This is a genomic window from Paenibacillus sp. PK3_47, from assembly GCF_023520895.1.
In the GTDB taxonomy this organism is placed as follows: Bacteria; Bacillota; Bacilli; order Paenibacillales; family Paenibacillaceae; genus Paenibacillus_AQ.
In genome coordinates this window covers 3,673,262-3,689,710 of sequence record NZ_CP026029.1, presented here as the reverse complement: position 1 = coordinate 3,689,710, position 16,449 = coordinate 3,673,262, and the positions used below count along the sequence as shown (strand labels likewise).

The following is a 16,449-nucleotide window of genomic DNA, read 5'->3' as shown; positions in this document are numbered from 1 at the left end:
GTTATTTTTTGTCGGACAAAATCATTACGCCTCGGCCCGGTACAACCACTGTGCTGCTGAATGTCTGGCCGGTCAGCAGATCCCTGCGTTCAACTCCGCCGATGTCTGCGCTGACTTCATCTGCCTGATGATTCAAGAGGAACAGATACGATACGCCGTCTTTTACACGCTGCACGGACTCAAGGCCTTCCGGTGCGCTTACAAGCGGCTTAATCCCGTTGTCTTCGCACAGGTTCGTGAGGAAGCCCTTCAGGAAGCCCTCTTCCGGACTGGAAGCCACATAATAAGCCTTCCCTTCGCCAAAGCTGTTCGCAGTCAGGACCGGCATGCCTTTATAGAAGTCAGAGCCGTACTGCGCCAGCACTTCCGCGCCTTCAGAATGAATCAAATCACAGAGCAGGTTACATTTGTAGGAGCCTTTCAACGCACCCCATTCGCCCTTCATTACAATCTCATTGCTCATATCCGGCAGCAGCGCATCGATCTCTTCTGCCCAAATCCCCAGTACCTTGCGCAGTTCTCCCGGATAACCTCCCACTGTAACAAGATCATTCTCATTGACGATCCCGCTGAAGAAGGTGGTGACGAATGTTCCGCCTGCTTTCACGAAAGCTTCTACCTTTTCCGCAAAACCCGGCTTAATCATATACATTACCGGTGCAATGACAACCTTGTATTTGGACAGATTCTCTTCCACGCCAATGATGTCAGCTTCGATTTTCTGCTGGTAAAGCGCATCATAATATTTATGAACCTCTTTGACGTAATCCAGGGCTACGGTCGGGCCGCTCGACAGGTCAAGCGCCCAGCGGTTCTCCCAGTCATAGATGATGCCGATCTGTGCCGCGCTGCGTGCATCCAGCAGTTCATCGCCAAGCAGCTCAAGCTCCCGCCCGAGCTCCGCACATTCGCGGAATACACGGGTATGCTCATGGCCTACATGCTCAATTACTGCTCCGTGGTATTTCTCGCAGGCACCAATGGAGCGGCGCAGCTGGAAGAACAGCACCGTGTCAGCTCCGCGGGCCACTGCCTGATAACTCCACAGACGCATCACTCCGGGACGTTTCAGCGAGTTGTAAGGCATCCAGTTCTGCTGACTTGGCGTTTGTTCCATCAGCATGAACGGCTGTCCGTTCTTAAGACCGCGCATCAGATCATGCGTCATTGCCGTGAAGCTGACCGGAGTATCAAGGGCCGGATAGTTATCCCAGGAGATAATGTCCATATGCTTGGCCCACTCGAAATAATCCAGCTCCGGATAGAAGCCCATCAGGTTGGTCGTCACCGGAATGTCGGTGCTGTGTTCCCGGATCGCTTCTTTCTCAATCTTGTAGCATTCCAGCAGGCTGTGAGACATGAATCTGCGGTAGTCCAGCGAAATCCCCTGGAAGTTGGTGCGGTTGCCGTTCCATTCTTCACTCAGCTCATTCGGAACCACGATTTCTTCCCAGTCATAAAAGGTATGGCCCCAGAAGCGTGTATTCCAGGCTTTGTTCAGCGCATCCAGCGAACCGTAGCGCTCTTTCAGCCACACGCGGAAAGCTGCGGCAGACTGCTCGGAGTAATCATAGCCGCCGTATTCATTGGAGATATGCCAGGCAACCAGTGCCGGATGATCCTTGTATCGCTCAGCCAGCTTGCCTGCAAGTCTTGCCGCATATTTACGGTATACCGGACTGTTTGGATTGGAGTTGTGGCGCCCGCCGAATTTGCGTTTGCGGCCTTGTACATCGACCCGGGTTACCTCCGGATAACGGTGCGCCATCCATGCCGGATGTGCTCCGGTTCCTGTTGCCAGACAGACATAAGTTCCATTCTTATATAAGCGGTCCATCAATTCATCCAGTCCGGAGAAATCATAGGTATCTTCAGAAGGCTGAATCAGTGCCCAGGAAAATACATTAATTGTTGCTACGTCAATCCCGGCCAGCTTGAACATCCGCTCATCTTCGGCCCAGACCGGAGCGTCCCATTGCTCGGGGTTGTAGTCTCCGCCGTACCAAATCTTCGGCAATTTATCGTTAATCACACGCTGCACTTCCTTTATAGTATAATTATATTCTAAGTTTAATCTTTTAGGTTCCCAGTATAAATATAATATTTTATCTAATGTATATAATAATATGGAAGTATTCCAAGGAGATGATCCGGTTGATTGAATCTGCCACCCGCAGAATTGTATTTGGTCACGTAAGCGGCCAGCAGCTGCCTGTCACACTGGAAAGCATGGGTTATAATCCGGATCAGGAAAAGGTATCACGGCCTGACGGCTATCATGTCTACCACTGGCTGCAGACGGCTCAGGGCGAAGGCGTTATACATATCGAAGATAAAAGGCTGACGCTGCCTGAAGGGAGCGGTATGCTGCTGCTGCCCGGTACCCCGCACAGGTATGAAGCCCTTACTGCCGGCACCTGGCGAACCTACTATCTTACCTTCGCCGGCAGTTCCGCCGGGCACATCCTGGAATCTCTGGACATGCATACTGATGCCTTCTACCGCTGGGAGAGCGAGGCCCCGCTGACCGGCATGCTGAAGGAAATGCTGGACCGCCATGACAGCGCCGCAGATATGTTCAATCTGGGGGTGTCCGCGGATGCTTACCGTTTTCTGCTCACCCTGAACAAGTACGGGCATCTTCATAACAACACTTCAATCTCCCGCAACGTGGACAAGCTGCAGCCGCTGCTGAAGTGGATGGAAAGCCGTTACGGCGATCCTGAAATCGGACTGTCCGACCTCGCTTCACAGCTGGATGTGTCAGGGCGATATCTGAACAGCCTGTTCCTGCAGACCTTCGGGCTCTCGCCTTACGCTTATTTCGTCCGGCTGCGGATCCGCAAAAGCAAGGAGCTGCTGTTAGGCTATCCGGATCTTACGGTAAAAGAGATCTCCAGACATGTCGGCTTCCGCGATGTCAGTCACTTCGTCGCCACCTTCCGCAGGCAGTCTGGGGTTACGCCGGAGCAATTTAGAAGGCTGCACTAAGGGGCGTCGGTTATTGGTGAGGGGAAGAGGCATGGCGCTGGTTCCGAGATTGGTGCCGCTGCGAGAAATGTTTGGACTTCCGGCCGCTGTTGTCTTCAGATGATCGGGATTGGACGCTTTGCGGTAATCATCTGAAGACAAAGGCGGACGCTAACGCTCCTACAGTTCCAAAATTTCTCTCCGCTCACACCTCTCCTTACTGGGAATGCCGCAAACCCCTGCACTGCATAAAGCTCCGCGGGGCTTAGAATGCAGGAGGAGGCAAGGCTTGGGGGCTGGTGCCGCTGCGAGATATGTTTGGACTTCCGGACGCTGTTGTCTTCAGATGATCGGGATTGGACGCTTTGCGGTAATCATCTGAAGACAAAGGCGGACGCTAACGCTCCTACAGTTCCTAAATTTCCTCTCCGCTCACATCTCTCCTTGCTTGGAGTGCCGCAAACCCCTGCACTGCATAAAGCTCCGCAGTGCTTAGAATGCGGGAGGAAGCAAGGCTTGGAGGCTGGTGCCGCTGCGAGAAATGTTTGGACTTCCGGACGCTGTTGTCTTCAGATGATCGGGATTGGATGCTTTGCGGTAATCATCTGAAGACAAAGGCGGACGCTAACGCTCCTACAGTTCCAAAATTTCTCTCCGCTCACACCTCTCCTTACTAGGAATGCCGCAAACCCCTGCACTGCATAAAGCTCCGCAGTGCTTGGAATGCAGGGGGAGGCAAGGCTCGGATATTGGTGCCGCTGCGAGAAATGTTTGGACTTCCGGCCGCTGTTGTCTTCAGATGATCGGGATTGGACGCTTTGCGGTAATCATCTGAAGACAAAGGCGGACGCTAACGCTCCTACAGTTCCAAAATTTCTCTCCGCTCACATCTCTCCTCGCTTGGAGTGCCGCAAACCCCTGACACAACACTGTTTACTCATCAAACCTGACGTCCCAGCCACACGTTCCATCACGCTCAACCGCATGCTCACGCACCAACACAACACTATTTACTCTGCAAACCCGGCGCCCAGCTACACACTCCTATTCACGCTCAGCACCCTGCACCACTCCCCACCACTACACTATTTACTCTGCAAACCTGATGTCCCGGCTAACACATTTCATCCACGCTCAACCACATGCTCACGAACTCATCACAACACTGGTTGCCTCCACTGATAGCTGCCTCCACACTTTAGCTGTATTTCATACAACTAAAATGGCCTATATTTAGACTGAAAGAGCTTTAGCTGCACTTCGTGCAGTTAAAACCCTCTAATCTCAGCATTAATGTGGATTACGCAATTTGTAGCTGCACAGAATACAGTTATTCTGCCAAATCTGCTGTTTCGCAGTCATATAACTGCAGGAAATACAATTAAACGTTAGGCCCTCCCTATAACGGAGGACCTAAACATCCTGAAGACCTGCTGCACCTCTTACAGCTCCATTTTGCAGTCATATAGCTGCATCAAATACAATTAAACGCTAAGGTCCACCCCTTACCGGAGGACCTCAGCATCCTGCTGACGGGCTAGTCTGCTACAGCTCCAGAATCTCCACGCCGTAAGCCTCCATCATCAGCTTACCCTCGCGGACCGGACCGTCTGCATCCAGCGCGCTGCGGTAGCTGCCCGCAAGCGGCACCGTTTGCGGCGACCGGTTCAGGTTGAGCAGGAACAGGAAGCTGCCGTTATCGCCGGTGCGGACCGTAGCCTGCACACCCTCCGGCAGTCCGGCAAAACGCTGCAGCCCCTGCTTGTCCGCCACTTCAACCAGCAGGCCGTTCCAGAAGCGCTCGTCGGCATGGGTGCCGAAGTAATAGACAGCGCCTTTGCCGAAGCTGTTGACGGTAACGGCCGGGATGCCGGTATAGAAATCATCTCCATACCAGGCGATAGGCTCTGCAGTGACCGGCGACAGCAGGTCGCACCACTGGCTGCACTGGAAGGTATCCCCCTGTGAATCCACCAGGGCATGGATATCTCCGCCAACCGGATCATACTCCTTGACCCACACGCCCGCCGCACGGCTCAGCATCCCAGGAAGAGGCTGCATTACGCAAATATTGTTCATGTTCTTCACACCGCTGCGGTTGCTCAGGATCAATGTTCCGCCTGTAATCGCAAAAGCCTCAAGCTGAGCAGCCGTCTGCTCATCCAGCAGATACAGGCTCGGCGCAATGACTACCTTGTATCCGTCCAGCGGCTGGCCCAGCCGGATGACATCGCAGCCGATGCCCAGCTTCGTCAGGGCGCGGTGGTACTGCTTGATATTCTCGTAATAGTCCAGCCCCTCGGCCTGCGGCTGGATATCAAGCGCTGCCTTCTGCTCATGGGAATGAAGAATCGCCACCTCATGCTTCAGCACGGTTCCCAGCAGCTTCTCACTCAGCAAGTTCACTTCAGCACACAGCTGGCTGAATTCGGCGAACCTGCGGCCGGGAACGTTGCTGTGATCGATCAGACCATGCCAGTACTGCTCCGCTCCCGCGGCCGCGCTTCTCCAGCGGAAATGAACCACCGTGTCCGCTCCTCTCGCGATAGCCTGCCAGGCATATGCACGGATAAAGCCGGGATACGGCGTGCGCCACATCGGCATCCAGCAGCCCGGTGAACCGCTAAGCTGCTCCATGATCCAGAAGTTTTGCCGTCTGATGCCGCGCGTAACATCCAGCGACAACGCACCGCTGTACGGTGTAGTGGCCTGCTTGTCCGGTGAAGTGTTCGGATAATAGTCGAATGCAGCCACATCCAGATCTGCCCCGACGGCATACATATCCAGCCGCTGCGGATAGCTGTGAAAGTTATGGGTAATGAAATGATCCGGACACAGTGCCCGCAGCAGATCAATTTGCGTCTTCTGGAAATCGACCACAGCATCCCACTGGAAACGCTGGAAATCCAGCAGCAGCGACGGATTCTGGAACGGCGAACCGCCATACGGAACCGTAAGCTCTTCCCAATCGCTGTATTCACCGCTCCAGACTACTGTTCCCCACTCCTCGTTCACCCGCGCTACCGTGCCGTATTTGTCCTTCACCCAGCTCCGGAAAGCCGCGTTACAGGAATCGCAGTGGCAGTCGATCATGCCAAATTCATTATCTGTCTGCCAGCCGATCACAGCAGGATGCCCGCTGTAGTGGGCCGCCAGCTTCTCTACAATCCGGCTGCCGTACTTGCGCAGGGATGCACTGTTAAAGCAGCGGTGTCCGCGCACGCCCGGATGATACGTCTGCCCGTCTTTGAACACAGGCAGTACATCCGGATACGCGGTTGTCAGCCAGCGCGGCGGAGTTGTCGTCGGGGTTCCGATGACCACCTGCAGACCCTTTTCCCGGAACAGCTCCATCGCCCGGTCCAGCCAGGCAAAATCAAAGGTGCCTTCCACAGGCTCCAGCCTGCTCCAGGCGAACTCGGCTACCCGCACCACCTTTACCCCGGTTTCCCGCATTAGTTCAACATCCTTTTCCCATAACGATTCATCCCAATGCTCCGGATAATAATCGACGCCGATCTGTACATTTGTATAACTCTCCAGCTTCATCGCTCCCTCTCCTTACCATGCGCCGGAGACCCTGTGATGCCGCCATCTCCCGCTATGCACTGTAGAATATTTTGATAAAAGTATACCGCATTACAGCATGCTTCCCGCAATTTAAAAAGACGCCCCCGCCTCATTTCAACAATGAGTATGAACGGGAGCGTCCTGGCAAATCCATTTCCAGCTACGTTAGTTTACGGCCCTTTGCAGGCTCTATGTTTGAGAATCTTTTATTACTTCTTCAGCTTGTCCCAAGCCGCTTGCATAGCTGTTTCCCAGCCTGCTTGATCTACCTTGCCGGCAATCAGCTGTTGAATTACACTTGCGAATTCCTGCGTTACACCATCAGGGAACTTGGAGGATTGCAGACCATATACTTTACCTTCTTGTACATAGTTCCATACATCAGAACCAAGGGCACCGATATCTTCAGGGTTAGCCTCAATAGTGGACAGCGCAGGGATGAACTTCCATTTTTCAGTGATATATTGTTTACCCATATCGGAAGTTACAAGCCAGTTCAGGAATGTCTTCGCTTCTTCTTTGGAAGCCGATTCTTTGTTCACAACAAGGTTAGCAGGAATACCTACAGTCATCTTGTCGTTCTTCTCGGCATCATCATTGATTGGCATAGGGAACATACCGATGTTCATGTCAGGAGTGATGTTGTCAACCAGGGTTTGTGCCCAGTTACCTTCCTGCATCATGGCAGTTTCGCCGTTAGCGAACATAGCCAGGTGAGTGTTGGCGTCAGTAGTCAAAGGATTCTTTTGACCGTATTTTACAGTCAGGTTCAGCAGGTTGCTCCAATCCTTAAATACCTGGTTGCCCACGATTGTGGAAGTACCGGCGTTCAGGCCGCTGATGAACTCATCTACATTATCTTGTTGTGCAAAAGCTACGCTAATCCCTTGGTTACCCAGCAGCCACCACTCCTGATACGCGTTACCGAAAGGAATGACATCGATCGCCTGCAATTTTTTAGCGGCTTCTTCAAGCTCGGAGATCGTTTTTGGTGTTTCAGTGATGCCTGCTTTTTCGAACAGGTCTTTGTTGTATACATAACCGATACCTTCAAGGTTCATCGGCATACCGTATGTTTTACCGTCTTTGGTCATTGGCTCAGCTGCCAAAGGAATCAGATCCTTCACCCATGGCTGATCGGACAGGTCCTCGAGCTTGTCGCCCCACAGATCCATTTCAGCATAACCGCCGTTGGAGAAAATGTCAGGAGCATCGCCGGAAGCAAATTTTGTCTTCAGTGCCGCAGCATAGTCTGCACCGCCGCCGACAGTCTGGATGTCCAGCTTGATGTTAGGATACTCTTTTTCAAACTCAACCTTCAGCTCATTCAGGCCTTCCACGATTTCAGTTTTGAACTGGAAGATCTTAACCGTTTTGGTTTCACCGGATGCACCGTTGCCAGCGCTTCCATTTTGTGCATTATTAGAAGCGGAATTATTGTTACCGCCGCAAGCCGCCAGTACTACAGACATCAGCATCACGCTGGACATCATCAGTGCAGAACGTTTTTTCATCATCTCTAATTTCCCCCTAAAATAAATTTAACTGCCAATACTATGTGGAACGGGAAGCCCGGGAAGGTTAACCCTTCACCGAGCCTGCCGCTATTCCCTCAACAATGTAACGCTGCATGAACAGGTAGAAAACAACGATTGGAGCAACCCCGAGCGTCAGCGCCGGAAGTGCCATGTCCCATTGCTTCGTATACTGCCCGAAGAACGAGAAGGTGGCCAGCGGAATGGTCCGCAGCTCCGGTGCCTGAAGAATCAGGGACGGAAGCAGGTAGTCGTTCCATATCCCGAGTGCATTCAGGACGATAATCGTCATGAGCATCGGCTTCAGGAGCGGAAGCACAATCCGGAAGAACACAGTCAGCGGATTACAGCCGTCTACCGTTGCCGCTTCCTCAATTTCCAGCGGTACCGATTTGATGAACCCGTGGAACAGGAAGATCGCCATTGGAATACTGAGCCCTAATTGGGCCATTACCAGGCCGGCAATCGAGTTGTTGACTCCGAGGAAGTTAACCACTTGCAGGATCGGAATCATGATCGTCTGGAACGGCACGACCATTGCCGCTACGAACAGCAGCAGCAGGAAACGGTTGAACTTCGAATCTGCACGGACCATCCGGTAGGCCGCCATTGCGGCAAACAGGGCGATCAGGATCACACAGATCACTGTAATGATAATCGAGTTCCGGAAAGCTTCCGAGAAACGGGCCAGCTTCCAGGCCTGCGTGTAGTTGGACCAGACGAATTCGGTCGGCCAGGCCGCCGCATTGCTAAGAATTTCACCAAACGATTTCAGCGAGTTGACGATCAGGAAATAGAATGGTGACAGGAACAGCAGGGCAAGAAGAATCATAATGATTTCCAGGCCGAAATTCCATCTGCTTTTGCCTTCTGCCTTCATTACGCTTCAACCTCCTTGCTCTTGGTAATCCGGACCTGAATCACAGTGATGACGGCGACGATGAGGAAGAACAGCAGCGCTTTTGCCGTACCCAGACCGTACCGGTTGTTCAGGAACGCTTCATTGTAAATGTTCATGGCCACAGACTCGGTCGATTTGAACGGTCCGCCTTTCGTCAGGGAAAGGTTGAGGTCGAACATTTTGAAAGACCAGGAGATGGCAAGGAACAGGCCTACAGTAACCGCCGGCATAATCAGCGGTAAGATAATGCTGCGAAGCACCTGCATGCGGGAGGCCCCGTCAATTTCTGCCGCTTCCAGCACTTCCTTGGAGACGTTATTCAGGGAAGCGATGTAGATTACCATCAGATAACCGGAAGACTGCCAGACAAATACCATAACAATGGCCCAGAAGCCGGTTGTCGCATCGCCGAGCCACGGAAGGTTGAAGAAGGACCAGCCCGTGATATCGCCCATCGTGGCGAAACCTTTGATGAAGATAAACTGCCATATAAAACCAAGCAACAAGCCCCCGATTACGTTAGGCATAAAGAAGATGGTGCGGAGCATATTGCGTGTTTTTAATGCTTTGGTTAAAAAATAGGCCAGGAAAAATCCTACTACGTTGGTCAATACAACCCCGAGTACAGTGAAACGCACTGTAAACCAGAAGGATGACCAGAAATCCGGATCATTGGTAAAGATTGTTTTAAAATTGTCGATGCCCACCCAGGATACATTCCCGGATACGCCGTTCCAGTCTGTGAAGGAATAGTACATCCCCATGACAAACGGAATAATCATGACTATTGTGAAAAACAATACTGCCGGGCCAACAAAAAAGAGCTGCTGACCGATCTGGGACGTTTTCGAGCCGCGCATTTTACCCGTCCCCCCCTTTCTTTTACTCACTTACTTGTTTATCATCTAAGGATATTATCACTTTTTTTGCGGACCTCTTACACCTACGCAAGTGATCTTTCAGGTGTAAAATATTGATCGGATGTGACACGAAATGATGAAATGGAACAATATCCGCACCAAACTGATCCTTTTTTTACTCCTGCCGACATTAATTTGTATTATGGCAACTATGTTAATCAACTATTCTTATACTACGGAGTCCCTAAGGACCCGGGCTGTAGATGAGAATAAGAACCTGCTCTTTCAGGGCTCCAAAAATATCTCCAGCCTCATACAGGAGGTCAACCGGCTGTCCCTGATGGTCTATTCGGATACGGATTTTTACCGCCAGCTTGAAGCCGGGTATGATGATCTGTCTGCCGATATCCTGACGTACTCCTCACTTAATTACATCTCGGCCTCTATGCCGGATATCTTCCAGGTCTATCTGTATGGTGTTAAAGACAGCAAATCGACCCTGCTTACGCAAGGCACGACGCCAAGGCGCTGGCAGGGTGTTTCCCCTTTTATTGATTCTCTGATCACAGGGGCGTCTCCGGTCTCTGTACAAAGCACACATATGAGCAACAGCTACGGGGTGAGTGCGCCCAATTCGCAGATCGTCCCGGAGCCGGTTTTTACCCTGCACAGACGGATTGAACGGGTTCCTACCAATGAACCGCTCGGATATTTATCCATTGATGTCAGACTGGCAGCGCTCACTGATATTACAGCCCAGCTGTATGAGCAGAATCAGGAGAAGATCTATCTCATCGACGGCAGCGGTGCACAGGTTTACAGTCACGATGCAGCAGAGCTGGGCAATAAGCTGAACGCCGGCTGGTATGATAAGCAAATTTTGGCGGCAGGCAGCTCCCAAGGATATTTTGAGGAAGGCGGATCTGTATTTATCTATCAGAAAATAGACAGTGAGGCCCTCGACTGGACCCTAGTGAAGCAAATTCCGGTCTCCTACCTGTTCCGTGAAGCCAAAGAGGCGGCAACGATAAATATCGCGCTGCTGCTCCTGCTGATGATCATGATTATTGCCCTGACTATCTTTATTTCTTTCCGGATTACTGCACCAATCAAGCAGTTAACCCGATATATGAATCAGGTGCAGACCGGTAATCTGGATATCGACATCCGCCCTGCGGGCAATGATGAGGTCGGTGTGCTGACAGAACATTTCCGCCGGATGATGGATACGATCAACAATCTGATTTTGCGGGAATACAGGCTGGAGCTGTCCAACAAAACCAATGAGCTCAGAGCGCTGCAGTCACAGATCAACCCGCATTTTCTGAACAACACCCTTCAGATTATCGGTACGCTTGCGCTGGAACTGAAGGTTCCGCAAATCTACGGGCTGCTCTCGGCACTGGCCAAAATGATGCGGTACAGCATGCACAACGACGAAAAGGTCGTTACGATCCAGAACGAGCTGGACCATGTCAAAGCATATATTGAGCTGCAAAAGGAGCGTTTTGAAAACAAGTTCAGTTTCCGCTACGATATGGAAGAATCACTCCTTACCGCACTCATGCCAAAGATGATCCTGCAGCCGATTGTCGAAAACTACTTCAAACACGGCTTTAATCTGTCGCGCAGTGACGGGTTTGTTGAGATCACGGCGGTAAGGCTGAACTCAGGGCGGATGGAAATCAGCATTCAAAATAACGGAAACACCATCCCTCCAGCCAGACTGGAGACGCTGCGGCAGGAGCTGCAGCAGCCTTCCCAGCTGGATGTCTCTGCATTGAAGGACAGCGATATCAGACGTGACGCTCCCGGAGCCGGTATCGGGCTGGGAAATGTCCTGGCCAGGCTGCGGCTGGTCTGCGGGGATGATGCCGTGCTTACGGTAGACAATCTGGAAGCTGGCGGGGTTATCGTCAGACTGGAAATTGATATTTTAACGGAGAGTGAACGGTTATGAAGGCCCTTATAGTAGATGACGAAGCAAGAGTCAGAAAAGCGGTCCGGCTGCTGGTCGACTGGGACGCCCATCAGATCGGTGAGATCCTGGAAGCCGGCGGCGGCAATGAGGCCATAGAGCTGATCCGTGAGCATAAGCCGGCGCTGGTGATCATGGATATGATGATGGACTCCGGCAGCGGGGTCGAGCTGATGACCTGGGTCAATGAATTTGCCGGCAACACCAAATTCATTGTGGTCAGCGGTCATAATGATTTTGATTTTGTACGCCATGCTGTCCGCAACGGCGGCATTGATTATATCCTCAAGCCGATTGAAGCCGATGCGATCAATCATGCGGTATCCAAAGCCGTTGCCGCCTGGCGGTCTGAAGAGGCCGAGCGCACCCAGCGGCAAAGGGAAAGCATCCGGCTGAATGAAATCAAGCCGATTTACGGGGAGAAGCTGCTCTCGGCCCTGATCGATGATCCTGTCAATTCGGAGGCCTCGCTGCGCAGGCTGAGAAGCGAAGGTGTCATCCCTGAGGAGGCGGGCTCCTGCCGGCTGATCCTCGTGCAGACCGATACCGGGAATAATCCCCTGCTTAAACGGTTCGGCGGAGACAATGAGCTGCTGTATTATGCCATTGTAAATATCTGCAATGAATTTTTGCAGCCTCAGCGCCAAGGCATCTCCTTCCGGTATTGGGGCGGCCCTCCCGAGATTGCCATCCTGCTGTGGGATACCCTGGAGTCCGTTACCGGGCTGATCAGCCGGATCAATCAGGGCATCTACCTTACGCTGCAGTTCCGGATGCATTTCGGGATCAGCGGGGTGGCCAGCCTGCCCCGGCAGCTGTCTGCCCAGCGTACAGAAGCCGCAGAGGCCTTGCAGCGGCGCAATCTTTTAAGCCATGAGGATTACTGCCATTTCTCCTCTTGTTCGGGAGAGCATACCGGACAGGCGGCTGCCGCTGATAAGAAAGGAAGTCAGCCGCTGACCTTCGCAGATGTCCAAGAGGATTGGAAGGTAGCTGTAATCAGCGGCAACAATGAGGTGCTGGCGGATGCCGCCCAGTACTGGACCCAGGAGCTCAGCCGCGGAGGTGTGGTCACCCCGGAGATGCTGAGCACCTGGAAAGCCGACGTGCTGACCTTCCGTGCCCGGCTGGTCCGTGAAGCCTTGGGGGGCCAGGCAGATGCCGCACTGGCTGAGCTTGAACGGGCAGACAGCGCGAATCCGGCCCCTTATGCCAACGGCTACTCCTTCTCTTTGTTCGCCTGGCGGGACTGGTCCTTTGCGCTGATGCAGCGACTGGTGCAGGAGCTGGATGCCAGAGCAGTGAAGGAACGCAATCCGATTACCGACATCGTGAAATATATCGACCAGAATTACCAGTCCGATCTGTCTCTTCAGGAGGTCGCGGGCAAATTCTATGTCAGCCGTGAGTACGTCTCGCGCAAATTCAAGCAGGAGTACGGCATTAATTTTACAGATTACATCGGCACCGTCCGGATCGAAAAAGCCAAGCTGCTGCTGCAGAATCCTCATCTGAAGCTGGCGCAGATCTCGGAGATGGTCGGCTTCCATGATGTGAAATACTTCAGCAAGGTATTCAAGAAGCAGGTAGGGAGCTCACCGAAGGAATACCGGGAGCGGGTGAATTCATAGAGCCTGCTGCAGCCTGTGCAGATGAATTCATAGATGCCGCGACATAAAAGGCGCTGCCGCTTGCAGTTATGCAAGCAGCAGCGCCTTTTTGGTGTTACGGTTGAATGGATGCTTGGGCCGCAATCCACCTTCCTTTTTTAAGCTTTAGTGTCAAAGTAACCTGTTCGCGGAATCCCCAGTCTGCCGGGTCATATTGATGTGTAACGTACACTTTGGCATACAGGAACAGATGCAGCGGCAAGGGAATGCCGATTGAACTATGTTCAGGCTGGTAAGTGTAGTCCGAAGCTCTCATTTGTCTTTGAACAGGATTAATGGAATCATACACATTATCGGTCATGTACCTGGAGTAATCCGCCCGGGTATCCATCGCAGTCCGCAGAATTAGACGGGTATCACGGGCGATCCACACACAAAAAGAGAAGTAGAGAATAATGGCTGCCGAGCATGCGATAATGATAATTCTTCGGGTCCTCAATCGGTCACTCCCTCCCTTAAACCGACGATACACTTTTCCATAATCATACAGGGAATCCTGCTGCTGTTCCACACTCCAAAGTTCCATTTCACAGAAAAGCCCGGCAGGCTTCACGCTGGTGCGTTGAAGCTGCCGGGCTGCTGATGCTCCACCTCTCGGACGGGCGTGACGTGTGGAACTTTGTTGTATACCTCTCATTTCGCCAATTCGCCCATGTCGGTCCAGTTCAACGGGACTTTTCCCGTTCATTTCACCAAATCGCCCGCGTCGGCACAATTCAACGGGACTTTTCCCGTTCATTTCATCAAATCACCCGCGTCGGCCCAATTCAACGGGACTTTTCCCGTTCATTTCGCCAAATCGCCCGCGTCGGCACAATTCAACGGGACTTTTCCCGTTCATTTCGCACATTTGCCTACGTAGGCCGGAATCAAAGGTACTTTTACCTCTCATTTGGCACATTTGCCCATGTAGGCCGGAATCAAAGGTACTTTCACCTCTCATTTGGCGCATTTGCCCACGTACGCCGAAATCAAAGGTACCTTTACCTCTCATTTCGCACATTTGCCTACGTAGGCCGAATTCAAAGGTACTTTTACCTCTCATTTGGCACATTTGCCTACGTAGGCCGGAATCAAAGGGACTTTTACCTCTCATTTCGCACATTTGCCTACGTAGGCCGGAATCAAAGGTACTTTTACCTCTCATTTCGCACATTTGCCTACGTAGGCCGGAATCAAAGGTACTTTTACCTCTCATTTCGCACATTTGCCTACGTAGGCCGAATTCAAAGGTACTTTTACCTCTCATTTGGCGCATTTGCCTACGTAGGCCGGAATCAAAGGTACTTTTACCTCTCATTTGGCACATTTGCCTACGTAGGCCGGAATCAAAGGTACTTTTACCTCTCATTTGGCACATTTGCCCATGTAGGCCGGAATCAAAGGTACTTTTACCTCCCATTTGGCACATTTGCCCACGTACGCCGAAATCAAAGGTACTTTTACCTCTCATTTCGCACATTTGCCTACGTAGGCCGGAATCAAAGGTACTTTTACCTCTCATTTGGCACATTTGCCCACGTACGCCGGAATCAAAGGTACTTTTACCTCTCATTTGGCACATTTGCCCACGTACGCCGGAATCAAAGGTACTTTTCCCGTTCATTCCGCCAGCGTCTGCATCTCCACCAAGTTACTGCCGCCCGTGGCCATCCCACTCCATCTCCCCAAGCTCAGCCCGAACGTGCAGCTACTCTCTACTCACGTCTCAATACCAAGCCAGAAACGCATCAGCGACCGCTTTACCGGCGTTACCGTTCGGATGCGGGTCGAATTCGTTGCTCATGTACTCCGGTCTGATTCTGTGCTCCGCCGGAGCCGGTACGGACAGCACCGCAGCAATGTCAAATACACGGTTCACTCCCGCCGGAGGATTCGTCAGAATTGTTGCATTCACCTTGCGCCAGGCCGCCTCCCGGTCTCCTTCAAAGTTGAACGGCGGCACGGTGCTGAGGATAATCTCCACAGCCGGATTCGCGGCTCTGACCTCCGCAATAATATGCGCCAGGTCACCAAGCAGCTCTTCCGCCGAGCGCTCTCCGATGTCGAGATCGTTGACGCCGAGCACCATCAGCAATTCGTCAGCCTGTTTGGCCTTCTCCAGCCAAGGGCCGCCCTCGGCCACATCGTAGGCTCTGCCCCAGCCTGAACCAATGTTCCATAGGCCATAATCCGTCCCCAGACCTTCAGCAATCCGCGCCGCCCAGTAGGTGTAGCCATCTTTTTCTGTCCGGACCCCTTGTGTAATGGAATCGCCCAGGAACACCAGCTTCTTCTTCACCTGTTTCTTGTAGCCGATGTAGCTTGGCAGTACCAGCAGCTTGTCCGATTCTGTAAACCCTACAGCTGTAACGCTGTCCGCCAGGCTGCCCGCAGCATCATACCCGCTCACCAGCATTCCCTCTACATTGTACGGGAAAGACTTGCCCGGAGCCGCTGTCTTGATACTCCAGGTGAAGGCCAGATAATGGGCCTCGGGCAGCTGCAGGCTGGCCTCATCGCTCCAAAAATATTCCCCCGGAACAACCGCCCGCGAGACCGCTCCAGCAAACGTAACCGGAACCTGCGAACCCGGCACAACCGTGCTGTCCGGCTCCAGGCCTCCGTCCGCAAAATAAGCGGCCTCAATGCTCCATTCCCCTCCCGGTTCGCTGCCGGAGGCTTCCTGGCCTTTATCCCAGGTGGAATCCACGTTATTGCTGTGCCAGAACTTCAGCTTGAGATCACCCGTTTCCCGCACCCGGATAAAAGTCCGGTAGGTATGGGTAAAGGGCTCCGCAGCATTCATGATATAGTTCGCAGCCGCGGAGAGTGCCGTAGCTGAAGTATACTCAGGTTGGCTGAGCACTCCATTGTTTTCCTTAATCTCTGTCATATCCATTCCCCCATAATCATCGCAGTTTCATAGAAACATAACTTCATCTCATGACATCCAAAAAACTCTCTAATAAACAGGGGACGAGAC

The 16,449-nt window shown here is 52.3% G+C and carries 10 protein-coding genes; 3 read left to right on the top strand and 7 right to left on the bottom strand.

Translation table 11 applies throughout. The features are described 5' to 3' along the window. Position 1: 1 nt before the first annotated feature. Entirely contained in the window at positions 2-2,032 is a 2,031-nt protein-coding gene (locus C2I18_RS16385; protein WP_249896830.1) for a beta-galactosidase, read from the bottom strand. 122 nt (positions 2,033-2,154) lie between these two features. On the opposite strand from C2I18_RS16385, the gene C2I18_RS16380 reads away from it, so the two are divergent. After that, complete coding sequence (locus C2I18_RS16380) at positions 2,155-2,991, top strand: helix-turn-helix transcriptional regulator (protein ID WP_249896829.1); 837 nt, start codon at positions 2,155-2,157, stop codon at positions 2,989-2,991. A gap of 1,524 nt (positions 2,992-4,515) precedes the next feature. Here the strand turns inward: C2I18_RS16380 and C2I18_RS16375 are convergent. The 4 genes from C2I18_RS16375 to C2I18_RS16360 all read right to left on the bottom strand — a co-directional run bounded on the left by C2I18_RS16375 (position 4,516) and on the right by C2I18_RS16360 (position 9,836). After that, the gene (locus C2I18_RS16375) at positions 4,516-6,519 is read right to left on the bottom strand and encodes a beta-galactosidase (protein ID WP_249896828.1); all 2,004 of its coding nucleotides are present in this window, start codon (positions 6,517-6,519) and stop codon (positions 4,516-4,518) included. A 230-nt stretch (positions 6,520-6,749) separates the two neighbouring features. Then, positions 6,750-8,054, bottom strand: a complete 1,305-nt coding sequence (locus C2I18_RS16370; protein WP_481857945.1) for an ABC transporter substrate-binding protein — start codon at positions 8,052-8,054, stop codon at positions 6,750-6,752. Between the two features lie 67 nt (positions 8,055-8,121). Continuing rightward, on the bottom strand, positions 8,122-8,955 hold the full coding sequence (locus tag C2I18_RS16365) for a carbohydrate ABC transporter permease (protein ID WP_249896826.1): 834 nt from the start codon (positions 8,953-8,955) through the stop codon (positions 8,122-8,124). Next, on the bottom strand, positions 8,955-9,836 hold the full coding sequence (locus C2I18_RS16360) for a carbohydrate ABC transporter permease (protein ID WP_249896825.1): 882 nt from the start codon (positions 9,834-9,836) through the stop codon (positions 8,955-8,957). The genes C2I18_RS16365 and C2I18_RS16360 overlap by 1 nt, the downstream gene beginning before the upstream one ends. A gap of 202 nt (positions 9,837-10,038) precedes the next feature. Between C2I18_RS16360 and C2I18_RS16355 the strand changes: the two genes are divergently transcribed. Next, the gene (locus C2I18_RS16355; protein WP_249896824.1) at positions 10,039-11,796 is read left to right on the top strand and encodes a cache domain-containing sensor histidine kinase; all 1,758 of its coding nucleotides are present in this window, start codon (positions 10,039-10,041) and stop codon (positions 11,794-11,796) included. Continuing rightward, positions 11,793-13,445, top strand: coding sequence for a response regulator transcription factor (locus C2I18_RS16350; RefSeq protein WP_249896823.1), 1,653 nt, complete (start codon positions 11,793-11,795; stop codon positions 13,443-13,445). The genes C2I18_RS16355 and C2I18_RS16350 overlap by 4 nt, the downstream gene beginning before the upstream one ends. A 94-nt stretch (positions 13,446-13,539) precedes the next feature. On the opposite strand, the gene C2I18_RS16345 is transcribed toward C2I18_RS16350, so the two are convergent. After that, positions 13,540-13,923, bottom strand: coding sequence for a hypothetical protein (locus C2I18_RS16345; RefSeq protein WP_249896822.1), 384 nt, complete (start codon positions 13,921-13,923; stop codon positions 13,540-13,542). Between the two features lie 1,269 nt (positions 13,924-15,192). Then, the gene (locus C2I18_RS16340) at positions 15,193-16,359 is read right to left on the bottom strand and encodes an SGNH/GDSL hydrolase family protein (RefSeq protein ID WP_249896821.1); all 1,167 of its coding nucleotides are present in this window, start codon (positions 16,357-16,359) and stop codon (positions 15,193-15,195) included. Positions 16,360-16,449: the final 90 nt, after the last annotated feature.